10 protein-coding genes and 1 pseudogene are annotated in these 16,189 nt (G+C 71.9%); 4 read left to right on the top strand and 7 right to left on the bottom strand.

The window, feature by feature from the left end; translation table 11 throughout:
- Window positions 1-21 precede the first annotated feature (21 nt).
- Entirely contained in the window at window positions 22-1,020 is a 999-nt protein-coding gene (locus tag NE234_RS03585; RefSeq protein WP_252777175.1) for an LLM class flavin-dependent oxidoreductase, read from the top strand.
- Window positions 1,021-1,648: 628 nt separating this feature from the next.
- On the opposite strand, the gene NE234_RS03580 is transcribed toward NE234_RS03585, so the two are convergent.
- The 6 genes and pseudogenes from NE234_RS03580 to hflX all read right to left on the bottom strand — a co-directional run bounded on the left by NE234_RS03580 (window position 1,649) and on the right by hflX (window position 10,349).
- Window positions 1,649-3,934, bottom strand: a complete 2,286-nt coding sequence (locus NE234_RS03580) for a ComEC/Rec2 family competence protein (protein WP_252777173.1) — start codon at window positions 3,932-3,934, stop codon at window positions 1,649-1,651.
- A 445-nt stretch (window positions 3,935-4,379) separates the two neighbouring features.
- Window positions 4,380-5,174, bottom strand: a complete 795-nt coding sequence (locus tag NE234_RS03575) for a ComEA family DNA-binding protein (protein ID WP_252777161.1) — start codon at window positions 5,172-5,174, stop codon at window positions 4,380-4,382.
- 60 nt (window positions 5,175-5,234) lie between these two features.
- Complete coding sequence (locus NE234_RS03570) at window positions 5,235-6,086, bottom strand: DegV family protein (protein ID WP_252777160.1); 852 nt, start codon at window positions 6,084-6,086, stop codon at window positions 5,235-5,237.
- A gap of 163 nt (window positions 6,087-6,249) precedes the next feature.
- Window positions 6,250-6,987 (bottom strand): TMEM175 family protein, encoded by a 738-nt coding sequence (locus NE234_RS03565; protein WP_252777158.1) that lies wholly within the window; start codon window positions 6,985-6,987, stop codon window positions 6,250-6,252.
- Between the two features lie 342 nt (window positions 6,988-7,329).
- Window positions 7,330-8,542 (bottom strand): annotated as a pseudogene (hutI, locus tag NE234_RS03560) (imidazolonepropionase).
- A 397-nt stretch (window positions 8,543-8,939) separates the two neighbouring features.
- A complete protein-coding gene (hflX, locus tag NE234_RS03555; protein ID WP_252777156.1) occupies window positions 8,940-10,349 on the bottom strand; it encodes a GTPase HflX in 1,410 nt (469 codons plus the stop codon).
- A gap of 223 nt (window positions 10,350-10,572) precedes the next feature.
- On the opposite strand from hflX, the gene aceB reads away from it, so the two are divergent.
- Genes aceB through NE234_RS03540 form a run of 3 tightly spaced genes read left to right on the top strand, consistent with a single transcriptional unit; the run spans window position 10,573 to window position 14,873 of the window.
- Window positions 10,573-12,174: a malate synthase A gene (gene aceB, locus NE234_RS03550; RefSeq protein WP_252777131.1), complete on the top strand. Its 1,602-nt coding sequence runs from the start codon at window positions 10,573-10,575 to the stop codon at window positions 12,172-12,174.
- Window positions 12,175-12,213: 39 nt separating this feature from the next.
- Complete coding sequence (locus NE234_RS03545; protein ID WP_252777121.1) at window positions 12,214-13,656, top strand: FAD-linked oxidase C-terminal domain-containing protein; 1,443 nt, start codon at window positions 12,214-12,216, stop codon at window positions 13,654-13,656.
- Between the two features lie 50 nt (window positions 13,657-13,706).
- Window positions 13,707-14,873, top strand: coding sequence for an FAD-binding oxidoreductase (locus NE234_RS03540; protein WP_252777097.1), 1,167 nt, complete (start codon window positions 13,707-13,709; stop codon window positions 14,871-14,873).
- Between the two features lie 32 nt (window positions 14,874-14,905).
- On the opposite strand, the gene NE234_RS03535 is transcribed toward NE234_RS03540, so the two are convergent.
- Window positions 14,906-16,135 carry an RNA-guided endonuclease InsQ/TnpB family protein gene (locus NE234_RS03535; RefSeq protein ID WP_252777095.1) on the bottom strand — a complete coding sequence of 410 codons (1,230 nt, stop codon included), beginning with the start codon at window positions 16,133-16,135 and terminating at the stop codon, window positions 14,906-14,908.
- Window positions 16,136-16,189: the final 54 nt, after the last annotated feature.

Raw genomic sequence — 16,189 nt, 5'->3', positions numbered from 1 at the left:
TCCGCTCTGGGTTGTTCGAAAGTGTCCGAACTTCATGAACTGCCGCTGTCCGTACTCGACCTCGTCCCCGTGAGCTCGGATACGACGCCCGGGGCAGCGCTGCGAGCCAGCATCGACCTGGCCAAGGCCGTCGAACGCCTCGGCTATCACCGGCTGTGGGTCGCCGAGCACCACAACATGCCCGGTATCGCCAGTTCCTCGCCTCCCGTACTGATCGCGCATCTGGCGGAGGCGACGTCGACCCTGAGAGTCGGCTCCGGAGGGGTGATGCTGCCCAACCACGCCCCCTTGGTGGTCGCCGAGCAGTTCGGCATGCTGGAGGCCCTGCACCCCGGGCGGATCGACCTCGGCATCGGCCGGGCCCCTGGAACCGACCAGGCCACCGCGTACGCGCTGCGGCGGAGCGCGGATCTGAACGTCGAGGACTTCCCGCGCCACCTCGCCGAGTTGAGGGCGTTCCTCAGCGGTTCGTCGCTCGGGATCAGGGCCGTTCCCACGGGCGAGAACCCGCCGGAGGTCTGGCTGCTGGGCTCCAGCGGCTACAGCGCGCAACTGGCGGGCGCGCTGGGTCTGCCGTTCGCGTTCGCCCACCATTTCAGCGCGCGGTTCACCGAGCCCGCCCTGGAGCTGTACCGCTCGACCTTCCAGCCGTCGGAGACCCTGTCCCGGCCGCACGCCATGGTGACCGCCGCCGTCGTATGCGCCGACACGGACGAGGAGGCCGAACGGCTCGCCGCGCCCATGGGCCTGTCGATGTTGCGGCTGCGGACCGGGAAGCCCGGGCCACTGCCGACGCCGGAGGAGGCGCAGGCGTATCCGTACACGCCTCAAGAGCGCGAGGCCATCGGCACCATCACCGAGTCGCACGTGATCGGCGGTCCGGAGACCGTGCGCAAGGGGCTCCTCGACCTGATCGACCGGACGCAGCCCGACGAGCTGATGATCTCCACGAACGTCGGCGATCCCGCCGCCCGCCTGCGCTCGTACGAACTGGTCAAGGAGATCCTGCGCGCCGACTGACCGGCCGGACCGCCGACCGCCGCGCACCGTGGCCAGGCGTGACATCGGCCGAGCGGGAGACCGGCTGATGCCTCGCCCGTCGGGGGCTGCTGGTCGCCCTCGTCTTCTGCCGAGGGTTCTGGTGGTGTGAGCCACCAGAACCCTCGGCGGTAAGACGCCGGTGGGAGCAATAGGCGGCCCGGGTCCGCGATCTCGGGAGATCGCCCGATATCTCCTTGGCATGGTCGCGCGGGGTCGCACCGGATGCTCGGGAGAAGCCTCGCCCCGGTGGCGATATGCGAGCCTCCACCCCTTCTCGGACCGCCCTTACCGAGCATCCGGTACGCCTTGGCAGCGCCCCTCACCGTCGCAGTGCGGGTCACAGGCCACGGTGCGACCGCGCCGTGGACAACGCCCCGCGCACGTCACCGTCGCGATTCGGGTGGCAGCCCTCATGCGACCGTGCCGTCGAGAACATTCCTCGCGCGGGTCACCGTCGCGATTCGGGTGACAGGCCACCGCACGACCGCGCCGTGGACAACGCCCCGCGCACGTCACCGTCGCAGTTCGGGTGGCAGCCCACCATGCGACCGTGCGGTCGAGAACGTTCGCCGTGCTGCGCGACCGGTGCGCCGGCCGGCGCGGGCTCTCAGCGCCGGGTGACCACGGCCGGGCCCTCGCGGGAGCGGACGATGGCGATGTCACCGTCGTGGTCGGTCCGGTAGCCGCGCAAGTGCAGCCGCGCCAGCAGGGCCATCGTCGACGGCGCCGGATGCCCGTAGTCGTTGTCCACGCCGACCGACGTCACCGCGATCCGCGCGTGGACGGCGGCCAGGAAGTCCGGGTCCTGGTGCGACGAGCCGTGGTGCGGGACCTTGAGGACGTCGGCGCGCGGCAGCCCGGCGGCGAGCAGCGTCCGCTGGGCCTCCGTCTCGACGTCTCCGCCGAGGAGCGCCGTCAGCCCCGGCCACCGCGCGAACAGCACCACGCTGGCGTTGTTCACCTCGGTTCCGGGATCGCGGGTGGACACGGGAAGGCTGCTGAGCGGACCGAGCACGCGCAACGTCAGCGGCCCGACGGACCATACGTCGCCGATCCCCGCGGCGAGGACCCGTCTACCGGTGAGCAGGCGCCGCTCCTCCCCCTCACTGTCGGGACTGATCAGGACGGTCCCGACGGTGCGGCCGCGTAGCACGCCGGGCACCCCGCCGACGTGGTCGGCGTGGGGGTGGGTCAGCACGAGCAGCGGCACGGCCCGGACCCGCAGCGCGCGCAGGCAGCGGTCGATGAAGCGCGGATCGGGACCGGTGTCGACGACCACGGCGCGGCCGGGCCCGGCGGCGAGCGCGAGCCCATCGCCCTGGCCGACGTCACAGGTCACGAACTGCCAGCCGTGCGGCGGCCACCCCGGCGCGCAGGCGTGGACGCCGATCACCATCAGGGCCGTACCGGCGACGGCGGCCGCGGCGGCACGGCGCGCCCCCGGCCGGCGCAGGACCAGCGCGCCGACGACGAACATCACCGTCAGCAGCGCCGCTCCGGCCGCGCCCGCCGGCCAGCCGACCGCCGCGTACGGCACGCGGGCGCACAGCCGTGCGACTTCGGTGATCCAGCCTACCGCCAGCCCGGCCGGTACGACGATCACCCGGGCCGACGGCAGGGACAACGGCGCGACGGCCGCGGCCAGCACCCCGAGGAGTGTCGCGGGCCCCACCGCGGGAGCGGCGAGGAGGTTCGCGGGCACGGCCACGAGGCTCACCTCGCCGTCGAGGAGGACGAGGATCGGAGCGCACGCGACGTGGGCCGCCGCTGCCACCGCCAGTGGCTCGGCGAGCGCACCGGCCAGACGGCGGGGCAGCCGTCCGGGCACGCTCTGGGGCAGCCACCGTGTCAGGCACCGCCGCCAGGGCGGCCCGAGCACGAGGATGCCCGCGGTCGCGAGCGCCGACAGCGCGAAGCCGTACGAGCGGGCGAGCTCCGGATCGAGGAGGACCAGCACGAGGACGGCCGCGAACAGCGCGGGCACCCCGCGGCGTTCCCGGCCGGTGACGACCGCGAGCAGCGCGACGGAACCCATGACGGCGGCGCGCAGGACACTCGGCGACGGACGCGCCACCAGCACGAAGCCGAACACCGTCAGCCCCGCGAGTACGGGCACCGCGCGACGGCCGAGGCCGGTGAAGCGGCCGGCCATCAGGACCGCGCCGATGAGCAGGGAGAGGTTCTCGCCGCTGACCGCCATCAGATGCGTCAGCCCTGCCGTCTCGAACGCGTCGGCGAGCTCCGGGTCGAGCAGGGACGTGTCGCCGTCCACCAGGCCGGGCAGGACGCCGCGCTGGTCGGACGGCAGCCGGGACGCCGCCGCACGCAGGCGGGACCGGACGGTACTCGCCCACCGCTGTGGCGGCGAAGGCCGGCCGACCAGCGCGGGCGGCCCGCGGACCAGGCCGACCGCCGCGAGCAGGTCCCCATGGCGTGGCGTGGTGAGTCGTGCGGTGAGGTGAACGCGCTGGCTCGGCACCAGCCGTCTCCACGTCGGATCGTCAGCGAGCAGGAGCACCGGCACGCGCACCCGCAACCGCCCCGTCGTCCCGGGCGCGAACTCCACCTCCTCCACCCTTACCGGTACGAGGAGGGTGTCGTGCCGGCGCGACGACGGTCCGGCCTTCAGCACCGCCGGGTCCCCGGTGACCACCGCGCCCAATTCCGCCGTGGCGCCCCGGACCGCGAGCGCTCGCACCGGCCCGGACCCGACCGCCGTTAGCCGGAACCCGACGCCCACCGCCGAGGCCGCGACGCACACCAGCGCGCCCACCACCACCCGCCCCGCCACCGGAACCGGCACCGCCAGGACACGCCGCACCACCGGCATCCGCCGCCGGGCCGCGCAGGCCGCCAGGAACACAGCCCCGGTGGCCGACACGAGGGCGGTCACGTAGGCCACCATCGGACTCAGGCCGAGGAGTACCAGAGCGGACAGCCAAGCGCCCACCGCCGGTGGCCCCAACCGCAGGTCGAACCCGCCGGCCATCGAAGGCCCGTCCCCGGGCCGGTCACCGCACTGCCCGCCCGAGAAGACCCCGCCCGACGCCGTAGCGGCGGAGGACTCGCCAGCCGACGGCCCGTCGGGTTCACCACACACGCCGCCGGCAGGAAGCCCATCGCCCACGGCGGCGTCACAGACCTCGCCGTCACCATGCGCGCCGAGTGCGGAGACCCCACCTCCCACGCCGGCGGCAGGAATCTCGTCGGCCGGTGGGCCAGGCGTGGAAACCTCATCCTCTGGTGCCCCGTCGCCAATCGTCACACTCGGGCCCCATTCGGACAGGCCACCCGAAGACGCACGTCCGGGTGGCGGCCGACCACCGCCGCCATCGCGCTCACACGGTCACCAGACCTTTGAGGTCACCGAACTTGGCGGTCCCGATGCCGGACACCTGCCGCAGCTCTTCGACGGATCGGAAGGCACCGTGCTGGGTGCGGTAGTCGACGATTCGCTGGGCCAGCACCGGGCCGACGCCCGGCAGTTGATCGAGCTGGGCGGCGCTGGCGGTGTTCAGATCGAGGGGTACGCCGCCGGGTGACGCGGCGCCTGACGGCGCGCCCGGGGCGATGGCGGGCGCGGGCGTCGCGTCGACTCCCACGAGGATCTGCTCACCGTCCACGACCCGGCGGGCGAGGTTCAGTGTGCCGGTTCGGGCTCCGGGCCGGACTCCCCCGGCCGCCTTGATCGCGTCGATGACCCGCGCCCCGGCCGGCAGGCTCACCACGCCCGGGCGTCGCACCTTCCCTCCGACGTCGACCAGCACCGGCGACCCGGACACGGCGGGCGGTGCCGAAGCGGTGGACAGGCCGGGCGCGGGCGAGGACGCGCCCGCGGGAGCGGCCCGGTGCGCCGCGGGACTTACGACCGCCGCGGGCACGGGCTGCGCCTCCGGGCGTGACCACCACAGATAGGCACCCGCGACCAGTGCCGCCAACAGACCGACCGCCGCCAGCACGCGGAGGCCGGGAGCATGGGGATCGAGCCGTACCTGCCGGCCCGGGTCGCGGGGTGAGGACCGTAATGCCGCTCCCGGCGGCTGAGGACTCACGTCATCGTCGGACCCGAACGACTGTGGTGGCCGGAAGACGTCGCGGAGCCGGTCGAAGGCGGTGGGGTCGAAGCTGGACATGCCGCCGACGCTAACGGGACCATCGCTCTCCGCGGTGACACCCGTACCGATTGTGGATAACTATGGCTCCCGTCGGGAGACGACGACGCCGAGCATCCCGGGGCCGACGTGCGCACCGATGACCGGCCCTACCTCTCCGACGTACAGGTCGTGCAGCTCCGGAACCCGTTCGCGCAGGTGACCGGCGAGCGCGGCGGCCCGTACGGGCGCGGCCAGGTGCTGAACGGCGATGTCCACGGGCCGGTCGTCGGCCAGTTCGACGGCCAGTTCCTCCAGCCGGGCCAGCGCGCGGGAGGTCGTGCGGACCTTCTCCAGCGGCGCGATACGGCCGTCGACGATGCGCAGCAACGGCTTGATCATCAGAGCCGATCCCAGCAATGTCGCCGCCGCACCGATCCGGCCGCCTCTGCGCAGGTGTTCCAGCGTGTCGACGTAGAACAGCGAACGGGTCGCGCGAATCCGCCGAACCGCGGCATCGGCGACGGCGTCGAGATCGCCGCCGCCCACCGCCGCCCGCGCGGCGGCCAGCACCGAGAAGCCGAGCCCCATGCCGAGAGAACGACTGTCCACCACGCGGACCGGAATCGGCGCCTCTCTCGCCGCCAGCCTGGCCGATTCGACGGTTCCCGACATCTCGGCGGACAGGTGGACGGACACCGCCCCGGTGGCCCCTGTTTCGGCCGCCTGCCGGTACGCGGCGGCGAAGCTTCCCGGTGACGGCCGGGACGTCGTGACAGGACGCCAGTCGCGGAAACCCTGTCCTGCTTCACCGGCGGTGTGCCTTCCGCCCTCCTCGAACGTCTCCCCGCCGACCCCGACCTGCAGCGGCACCACCGTGACGCCGTGTGCCGCGACGAGTTCGTCCGGCAGGTAGGCAGTGGAATCAGTGACGACCGCGACGGGTGCTGTCATACCGGGAGTTTAGGTCGCCATGTCGCATCAGCCGCGCAACCCGAACTCAGCGCGTCGCCTCCCCGCCACGGCCGCTGCGACGGCGGATCGCACCTCTCGGAAAGGGTCTTCGCGGCCGGCTCCCAGAACCGGACAGCGCCGGAGGCGGGAGCGATGCGGAAGGTCAAGGCGCGGTGGACGGCTCTCCGTCCTCGGCTCCGTCGGATGCTCCCTCGGTCCTCTCCGCAGGGCCGTGGTCTCCGGAGTCTGCGGCGGGCGTGAGGGCGGCCCGCCGTACCCGGGAGGCCGGAGACCGACGACCGGCGATGAAGTAGACGATGATGGCGGCGTTGAGCATGAGCGAGCCGACCGGACTGACGAACGCGAGCAGTCCGGACAAGAGGTAGCTCGCCGGACCCACCAGCGACCGGCGGCGTGCCTCACGCGCCACCTCCCGGCCGCCCGGATGCAGCAGGTGTGGCCGCGCGTACAGGTGGTTCCACAGCAGCGTGAACCAGACGGCCGCCACCAGGACCGACGCCGAGTAGAAGACGGCGGCCGGAACGGCGTCGTCTCCGGTGAGGTGATTGCCGAGCGTGGCGGTCGGGAGGGGCAGGTAGGACAGGGTCGCCAGCATGCCCAGGTTCAACAGGAGGAGGCCGCGATCGACCTGTCGCACCTGGTGGAACAGGTTGTGGTGGTGGATCCACGCGATGCCGATCACCAGGAAGCTCACGGCGTACGCCGCGAGGGCCGGCCACTCGTGGCGGAGCGCGGGCCAGACCTTCTCTCCGGCGGGCGGAGCCTTCACCTCGAGGATGAGCAGCGTCGCCGCTATCGCGATCACTCCATCGCTGAACGCCGCCAGCCTGCCTGGGGCGATCGCCGCCGCCTCATCGGTTTCGTTGACACGCTCGGACACGACAGACGACTCCCAATGATCAAGGTGATGGAGCCGCATCGTACGCAAAGTCGGCCGTACAGGATGCTCGGTCGACTTCGGAACCGAACCGGCAGGTACGCGGCGTTCGCCCGCCTTCGGCACTGCGGTCGCCGAGCCCTTGGTACGTCCCGGCGCGCGGAAGTCCAGGCGGTCCGCCGTCGGCCGCGCGGTGGCACCGCCACCTCAGGTGGACGGAGCGCTCGGGCGAACCGCCCCCGGCCTACCGTGCCGCCCGGCAGGAGACGACGCGGAGAGCCGGCCGGCCTTACGCACGGACGGGGACGCCGCCGCGCCAGGAGGACGGTGCGGGGAGCCGGGTGGCTAGGCCTGGACGGGGACGCCGCCGCGCCAGACGCGGAGTGCGCGGAGGCCGAACGCCCAGGCGAACGCGCCCTCGTGGTCGGCGTCCCACAGGACCATGTCGGCGTACATGCCGGGGGACGAGCGCGCCGCGGTCGGAGACGCGCAGGGCGGCCGCGCCGCCGAGCGTGGCGGCGCGGAGCGCCTCGTTCACGCTGAGGCCGAACATCGCGACCGACAGGCCGATCACCAGCGGCATCGAGGTGATGCCGCACTGGCCGGGGTTGTGGTCGGTGCCGAGCGCGAGGGTGACGCCGCGGTCGAGCATGGCCCGGACCGGCGGGGTGCGGCCGTTGTGCAGGGCGCTGCCGGGGCAGACCGTCGCGGCGACGCCGCCGTGGTGCAGCGCCTTGATGTCGTCGTCGTTGGCCTCGGTGAGGAGGTCGGCGGAGGCGCAGCCGACCTCGGCCGCGACCTGGGCGGCGCCGACCCGCTCGTTGGCGCAGGCGTGCAGGCGCGCCTTCAGCCCGACGCGCTGGCCGGTCATGAGCAGGACACGGGCCTCGTCGGGCGTGAAGTGGCCCTCGTCGCAGTAGACGTCGATGCTGTCGGCGCCCGCGGCCGCCGCGTCACCGGCCCATAGGCGGACCGCCTCGATGTAGTCGCGGCGGCGGCCGAAGTACTCCGGCGGAAGCATGTGCGCGGCGAGGAACGTCGCGTGGATGCGCGGCATCGAGGGCTCTTCCTCGAGCGAGCGCAGCATCCGGACGTCGGCCAGCTCGCCGTCGCGGGTGAGGTGGTATCCGGTCTTCGCCTCGACGGTGGTCGTGCCGGCGCAGATCCACTGCCGGAGGCGCTCGCGGACGTTGTTGCACAGGGTCCAGGGGTCGGTGCCGCGCGTCACGGTGACCGTGGAGGCCACGCCGCCGCCCGCGGCGACGATCTCGTTGTTGGTCGACCCGCTCGTGCGCATGGCCAGCTCGGCCCAGCGGTTTCCGGCGTACACCGGATGCGAGTGCGCGTCGATGAGGCCCGGGGTGACGAGGCCGCCACCGAGGTTCTCGACGTGGTCGACATCGACGATGTCGTCGATGACACCGGGGACGCTCTGCGGAAGGTCCGAAGCGGGACCGGCCCACACGATCCGGTCGTCGTGCACGAGAACGGCGGCGTTGCTGCACACGTCGGTGCCGGTCCACAGCCGGCCGATGTTCGTCAGCAGACGCACGGTCATCGCGTCACCGCCCCGTTCTGCGGTCGCGCGCCGGTGAAGGGTGTCCGGACGCCATGCAGCGGGTCACCTGCTCTCGCTCGATATACGCCGGCGGCATTGCCGACGGACCCAAGTCGGAATTAGGGGTGATCAGCCGACCACCTGGAGCAACGAGCCCGGGAATATCGGTTTCGTCACCGTAGTGCACGCAAGGCCACGCTGTACAGCCTCACGCGACAAACCGCTCCTAAACCGCCCCGGCGGCCGACTGCTACAGGTGCCTTGACGATACCGCACCCGGAACCTCACTCCGTACCGAAAGGCGGAATGCCCCGGTCTCGGCTCAATGGTGGACATGTCGCGGTCGTACGGCGGAATCCGGGTGAGGGATCCCGCCGTACGACCGGTTGTCCGGTGGTCAGGCGTGCGCGGTGACGTACGGCTCGAGCTCGCCCGCGACGCGCGCCGGCACGCGGGCGTGCAGGGCCGTGCCGTCGGCGGTGTGCTCCTGGGAGAGGACCTCGCCGAGGTCGTGCACCCGGGCGACCAGGTCGCCGCGCTCGTAGGGAACCAGGACGTGGACCTCGCGGTCGCCGCGCGGAAGACTCTCCTCGATCGCCGCCAGCAGCCCGGTCACGCCCTCGCCGGTGCGCGCCGAGACGACGACGCTGTGCGGCTCGTGGCGGCGGAGCCGGGCCAGGGAGAGGTCGTCGGCCACGTCGGCCTTGTTGATCACGACGAGCTCGGGCACGCCGTCCGCGCCGAGCTCGCGCAGGACCTCACGGACCGCGGCGATCTGCGCCTCCGGGTCGGCGTCGGAGCCGTCGACGACGTGGAGGATCAGGTCCGCGTCGGCGACCTCCTCCAGCGTCGAGCGGAACGCCTCGACGAGCTGGTGCGGCAGGTGGCGCACGAACCCGACGGTGTCGGCGATCGTGAACGCACGGCCGTTCGGCGTGCTCGCCCGCCGGACCGTGGGGTCCAGGGTGGCGAACAGCGCGTCCTCGACCAGGACGCCGGCGCCGGTCACGCGGTTGAGCAGACTGGACTTGCCGGCGTTGGTGTATCCGGCGATCGCGACCGAGGGGACCTGGCGGTTGCGCCGCCGGGACCGCTTGGTGTCGCGCGCCTTGCCCATCGCCTCGATCTGGCGGCGCAGACGGGCCATGCGGGACCGGATCCGGCGGCGGTCCAGCTCGATCTTCGTCTCACCGGGGCCGCGGCCACCGATGCCGACGCCGCCGGCGGCGCGGCCGCCGACCTGCCGGGACAGGTTGCCACCCCAGCCGCGGAGGCGCGGCAGGAGGTACTCGAGCTGGGCCAGCTCGACCTGCGCCTTGCCCTCACGGCTGCTGGCGTGCTGGGCGAAAATGTCGAGGATGAGGGCCGTCCGGTCGATCACCTTGACCTGGACGATCTCCTCCAGCTGGCGGAGCTGGCTCGGGGTCAGCTCGCCGTCGCAGATCACGGTGTCGGCGCCCGTCGAGATGACGACGTCGCGGAGCTCGGCCGCCTTACCGGACCCGATGTAGGTCGCCGGGTCGGGCTTGGAACGCCGCTGGATCATCCCCTCGAGGACGTCGGATCCGGCGGTCTCGGCGAGGAGCGCGAGCTCACGCAGGGAGTTCTCGGCCTGCGCCTCGTCTCCGTCGGTCCAGACGCCGATGAGGACGACGCGCTCGAGGCGCAGCGCGCGGTATTCGACCTCGGTGACGTCGCTGAGCTCCGTGGACAGCCCGGCCACGCGCCGCAGCGCCTGCCGGTCCTCCAGATCGAGCTCGCCGGTCAGCGGGGTGTGCTCTGGCTCTTCGTAAGGAAAATTCGTCATGTTCCCCCATGTCAACGCCGGAACGTCGCCGGATCTTCCCAGATGTTCCCATGCCCGCGCCAGGATCACACCTGCTTATTCCGGACGGGCCGGCGACCGTCCCGCGTGCGGGCCTTCCCGAGGGGAAGGGATACCCCGCCCCCGTTGACCGAGCTGCGACGATCTTAATATCGTTTCCGTTAAGCAGAAGAATAATTTCACTGTGCGAAAGAGGGTGGCACTGATGTCCGAACCTCAAGGGGTGGAGCTGACCGGCCCGGTCCACGAGCGGTACGACGAGATCCTCACGCCCGAGGCGCTCGGCTTCCTCGCCTCCCTGCAGCGCGAGTTCGGCGCCCGCCGGAAGGAGCTGCTGAACAAGCGCGCCGAGCGGCAGGAGGAGCTGGCCCGGGGCGGCACGCTGGACTTCCTCCCGGACACGGCGGCCGTCCGCCACGACGGGTCCTGGCGGGTCGCCAAGCCCGCCCCGGGCCTGGAGGACCGCCGCGTCGAGATCACCGGTCCGACCGACCGGAAGATGACCATCAACGCCCTGAACTCCGGCGCCAAGGTGTGGCTCGCCGACTTCGAGGACGCCAACACGCCGCTGTGGGAGAACATGGTCGGCGGCCAGCTCAACCTCCGCGACGCCCTCGACCGCACGATCGACTTCGAGACGGGCGGCAAGTCCTACCGGCTCAAGCCGGACGAGGAGCTGGCGACGATCGTCGTCCGCCCGCGCGGCTGGCACCTGGACGAGAAGCACGTGCTCGTCGACGGCGAGCGGATGTCGGGCTCGCTGTTCGACTTCGGCCTGTACTTCTTCCACTGCGCGCGGCGGCAGCTCGACAAGGGCAAGGGGCCGTACTACTACCTGCCGAAGATGGAGAGCCACCTGGAGGCGCGCCTCTGGAACGACGTCTTCAACCTCGCCCAGGACCTCCTGGAGATCCCGCGTGGCACGATCCGGGCCACGGTCCTGATCGAGACCATCCCGGCGGCGTTCGAGATGGAGGAGATCCTGTACGAGCTGCGCGACCACTCCGCGGGGCTGAACGCCGGCCGCTGGGACTACCTGTTCTCCGTCATCAAGAAGTTCCGCGCCCGTGGCCGGCAGTTCCTGCTGCCGGAGCGCAACGCGATCACGATGACGGCGCCGTTCATGCGCGCGTACACCGAGCTGCTCGTCCGCACGTGCCACAAGCGCGGCGCGCACGCGATCGGCGGCATGGCCGCGTTCATCCCGTCGCGCCGTGACGAGGAGGTCAACAAGGCCGCCTTCGAGAAGGTGCGGGCGGACAAGACCCGCGAGAGCAACGACGGCTTCGACGGCTCCTGGGTCGCCCACCCCGACCTGGTGCCGCTCTGCCGCGAGGTCTTCGACGGCGTGCTCGGCGACCGGCCGAACCAGCTCGACCGGCTCCGCGAGGAGGTCTCCGTCGCCGCGTCGGACCTGCTGGCCGTGGACAAGACGCCCGGCGAGATCACGGAGGCGGGGCTGCGCAACAACATCAGCGTCGGCCTGCAGTACATCGCCACCTGGCTCGGCGGCAACGGCGCGGTCGCCATCTTCAACCTGATGGAGGACGCCGCGACCGCCGAGATCTCCCGTTCCCAGATCTGGCAGTGGCTGCACAACGACGTGGACCTCGCCGACGGCCCGAAGGTCACGGCGGAGCTCGTGGAGCGGATCATCGACGAGGAGCTCGGGAAGATCCGCGAGTCGTACGGCGACGCGTTCGACGAGCGACGGTTCGCCGACGCGGTGTCGCTGTTCAAGGAGGTGGCACTCGCCGACGACTACGCCGACTTCCTCACCCTCCCGGCGTACGAGCGGATGCCCTGACCCTCGCCGATCAGTGAAAAAAGGGTGAGGATAACTGGTATGGCACTGCTGGACGCGCTCGCGGCACGGCTCAGGGAGATCGTCGGCGCCGAGAGTGTCATCAGCGATCCCGCGGAGCTGGCCACGTACGACTGCGACGGGCTGACCTACCACCGCGCCACGCCCGGCGTCGTCGTGCTGCCGGACACCGCCGAGCAGATCGCGGCGATCGTCCGGGCCTGCGCGGACGCCGGCGTGCCGTACGTCGCGCGCGGCTCGGGGACGGGCCTGTCCGGCGGCGCCCTCCCCCGTACGGACGGCGTGCTGATCGTGACCTCCAGGATGCGCCGCGTCCTGGAGGTCGACGCCGCCAACCAGCGCGCGGTCGTCGAGCCGGGCGTCATCAACCTCGACGTGACCCGGGCGGCGCGGCCGTACGGCTACTACTTCGCGCCGGACCCGTCGAGCCAGCAGGTCTGCTCGATCGGCGGGAACGTCGCGGAGAACTCCGGCGGCGCGCACTGCCTGAAGTACGGCTTCACCGTGAACCACGTCCTGGCCTGCGAGGTCGTCACGCCCGACGGGGAGATCGTGGAGCTGACCGAGGGGCCCGGGTACGACCTGCTGGGCGCGTTCGTCGGCTCGGAGGGCACGCTCGGCATCACGACGAAGGTCACCGTACGGCTGACGCGCCTGCCGGAGAGCGTGCGCACGCTGCTGGCGGGGTTCGACTCGATGGAACGGGCCGGCGCGGCCGTGTCGGCCATCATCGCCGACGGCGTGGTGCCCGCCGCGATCGAGATGATGGACGCCCTGTCCATCGAGGCGGCCGAGGCCGCGGTGAGCTGCGGGTACCCGCCGGGTGCGGGCGCGGTGCTCATCGTCGAGCTGGACGGTCCCGCCTCGGAGGTCGACGCGCAGTTCGCGCGGGTGAAGGAGCTGTGCGCGGAGGCGTTCGAGCTGCGGGTCGCCGCCGACGACGTCGAGCGCGGGCTGATCTGGCGGGGCCGCAAGTCGGCGTTCGCCGCGGTCGGGCGGATCAGCCCCGACTACATCGTGCAGGACGGCGTCATCCCCCGGACCATGCTCCCGCAGGTCCTCGCCCGCATCGACGCGATCTCCCGGGAGCGCGGCGTGCGCGTGGCGAACGTCTTCCACGCCGGGGACGGCAACCTCCACCCGCTCGTGCTGTTCGACGGCTCGGAGGCGGGCGCGGGCGAGCGCGCCGAGGAGGTCTCCGGGCGGATCATCGACCTGTGCATCGAGCACGGCGGGTCGATCACCGGCGAGCACGGCGTGGGGATCGACAAGGCCAAGCACATGCCGCGGATGTTCACCGGCGAGGACCTGGACACGATGCAGATGGTGCGGTGCGCGTTCGATCCGGCCGGGCTGTGCAACCCGGGCAAGATCTACCCCACGCCCCGGCTGTGCGGCGAGGCGCCGGGTCGGCGCAGGGGCGTGCATCCGCTGGTCGAGAGCGGAAAGGCGGACCTGTTCTGATGGCGGACGCTGCTGCTCCTGACGGCGGGCCCACGGCCGGTGGTGCCTCGATGAGCGCGCTCGACGCTCTGGCCAAGGCGTGCGAGGTCCGCCCCGGAGAGGACGGCGACGCCGTGCAGGGGGTCACGCCGTCGTACGTGGCCGAGCCCGGGACGGTCGCGGAGGCCGCCGAGCTGATGCGGGCCGCCGCCGAACACGGGCTCACGGTCGTACCGCGCGGCGCGGGAACGAAGATGCACTGGGGCGCGCCGCCGGACGGCTGCGACCTGCTCGTCGACACGCGCCGCCTGCACCGGATCGTCGAGCACGCCGCCGGGGACCTCGTCGTCAAGACCGAGGCCGGACTGGCCCTGGACGACCTGCGTGAGGCGCTCGCGGGGTCGCGGCAGCAGCTCGCCCTCGACCCGCTGCCGCCGGGCGGAACCGTGGGCGGGGTCCTCGCGACGGGGACCGCCGGGCCGCGCCGGCTGCTGTACGGCTCGGCGCGCGACCTGCTGATCGGCGTCACGGTCGTCCGCGCGGACGGGGTCGTCGCGCACGCGGGCGGCAAGGTCGTCAAGAACGTCGCCGGGTACGACCTCGGCAAGCTGTTCACCGGCTCGTACGGGACGCTGGGCCTGATCGTCGAGGCGGCGTTCCGGCTGCACCCGCTGCCGCGCGCCATTGCGTACGTCTCGGCCACCGCCGCCGACGCCGGGCAGGCCCTCGCCATGGTGCAGGCCCTGCTGCGCTCGGCGCTGGTGCCGGCCGCGATCGAGGTGGACGGGCCCGGTCCGATCACCGTCGCCGCGCTGTTCGAGGGCGTGCCCGACGGGGTTCCGCCCCGCGCGGAGGCGGCGTGCGCGCTCATCGGCGGCCGGGCGGGCGAGGAGCCGCCCGTCTGGTGGGGCCGGCTCCCCGAGGGCGAGGTGCTGGCCGAGGTTCGGGCCCTGCCCACCGCCCTCGCGGACCTGTTCGGCGAGCTCGGCGGCGCGGCGCGGATCCGGGGGTCGGCCGGGCGCGGCGTGTGGCATGCGGCCCTACCCGCCGACGGCGCGGACGACGTCCTCGAACGGCTGCGCCGCCACGGCTCGGCGGTCGTGCTCGCGGCGCCGGCGGGCGTACGGCTCGGCCGGTGGGGGCCGGTCCCGGCGCTGCCGCTGATGCGCCGGGTCAAGGACCAGTTCGATCCCGAGCACCGCCTGGCGCCCGGCCGCTTCGTGGGAGGGATCTGGTGACTCTTCCGCTCCGTGGAGGGAGCGGCTTCTCGCTAGGCCGCTTGCGCGTCGTCGCGAAGGGCAAGCCCTGCCCTCAGGATGTTGATCGCCGCGTTCACGTCGGCATGCGCGGCGTGCCCGCAGGCCGTACAGGCGAACTTGGCCTGGGTGAGACGGTTGTCGGTGGCGCAGTGCCCGCACCGGGAGCAGCTGCGGGAGGTGTTGGCGGGGTTCACTGCGATCACTTCGCGACCGGCGCTTTCAGCCTTGTGCGCGAGGACCGTCAAGAACACCCCCCAACCCGCGTCCAGGATCGACCTGTTCAGGCCGGACTTTTGCGCGACGTTTCGGCCAGGGGCATCGATCGTGCCGGACGCCGAGCGGGTCATGTTGGCGATCCGCAGATCCTCATGCACGATCACGTCATAGGAACGGACAAGCGCCAGGGCGGCCTTGTGCGCGCCGTCGATGCGTTGGCGGCGGACCTTGGCGTGCAAGGCCGCCACCCGTGCGACCGTTTTGCGGCGGCGCTTGGACCCCCGTTTCTTTCGGGCCAGGTCTCGTTGTGCGCTTGCCAGACGTTCGGCGGCCACCTCCAAGTGGCGTGGGTTAGCAACGTGCTCACCGTCGCTGGTAGTGACCAGCGAGGCCACCCCCATGTCGATCCCGGCCTTAACGCCGGTCGAAGGCAGCGGCCGGGCGGGGACGTCATCGCACGACAGCACCACGTACCAGCGGTCGCCTTCGCGTTTGACCGCGATCGTCTTAACCCGGCCACGTACCGCCCGATGCTGGTGCACGCGGACATGCCCGATGCCCTGCAAACGCACATACGTCGCCCTCGGATGCTCCGGTTGAGAATTCCACCGGCAGCCGTCACCATCTTTGGGCCACTCAACGGTGTCGAACCAGCCCCGCCCTTTGAACCGGGGAAAACCCGGCGTCTGCCCGGCCTTAAGCCGACGGAAAAACGCGGCGAACGCCTTTTCCAACCGTCGCAACGTGGCCTGCTGAGAGGAGAACGACCACCGTCCCTGCCCACCAGGGTCATCGACACGGAGGTGTCTCAACTCCCTCGACTGGTCACCGTACCGAACGGTCACCCCTGCCCTTTGATAGGCGGTGCGGCGATGTTCGAGAGCAGCGTTATAAAGTTGTCGGTGATCTTCCAAGCATGCGACGAGCACGGTCTGCTGGTGCCGGGTCGGGCGCAACAAGAACTTGAACGACCTACGCACGGCGACCCTCCTGAGAGGGGCGCTGATCCTGGGCCTCGGGGTCATGCCGCAATGTCTGAGCCCAGATGGCGCCGACCACCCCATACTTGCCGGCTCTGG

The sequence above is a fragment of the Actinoallomurus rhizosphaericola genome, assembly GCF_024055675.1.
GTDB classification, from domain to species: domain Bacteria; phylum Actinomycetota; class Actinomycetes; order Streptosporangiales; family Streptosporangiaceae; genus Actinoallomurus; species Actinoallomurus soli.
The sequence above is the reverse complement of the archived record's forward strand: the minus strand, read 5'-3'. Positions and strand labels throughout refer to the sequence as shown.

Coding starts and splice junctions, on each gene's coding strand:
- NE234_RS03540 (WP_252777097.1), top strand. CDS start 13,707: ATGAGCGCGCTCGACGCTCTGGCCAAGGCGTGCGAGGTCCGCCCCGGA.
- NE234_RS03570 (WP_252777160.1), bottom strand. CDS start 6,086: ATGACAGCACCCGTCGCGGTCGTCACTGATTCCACTGCCTACCTGCCG.
- NE234_RS03535 (WP_252777095.1), bottom strand. CDS start 16,135: ATGACCCCGAGGCCCAGGATCAGCGCCCCTCTCAGGAGGGTCGCCGTG.
- NE234_RS03575 (WP_252777161.1), bottom strand. CDS start 5,174: ATGTCCAGCTTCGACCCCACCGCCTTCGACCGGCTCCGCGACGTCTTC.
- aceB (WP_252777131.1), top strand. CDS start 10,573: ATGTCCGAACCTCAAGGGGTGGAGCTGACCGGCCCGGTCCACGAGCGG.
- hflX (WP_252777156.1), bottom strand. CDS start 10,349: ATGACGAATTTTCCTTACGAAGAGCCAGAGCACACCCCGCTGACCGGC.
- NE234_RS03545 (WP_252777121.1), top strand. CDS start 12,214: ATGGCACTGCTGGACGCGCTCGCGGCACGGCTCAGGGAGATCGTCGGC.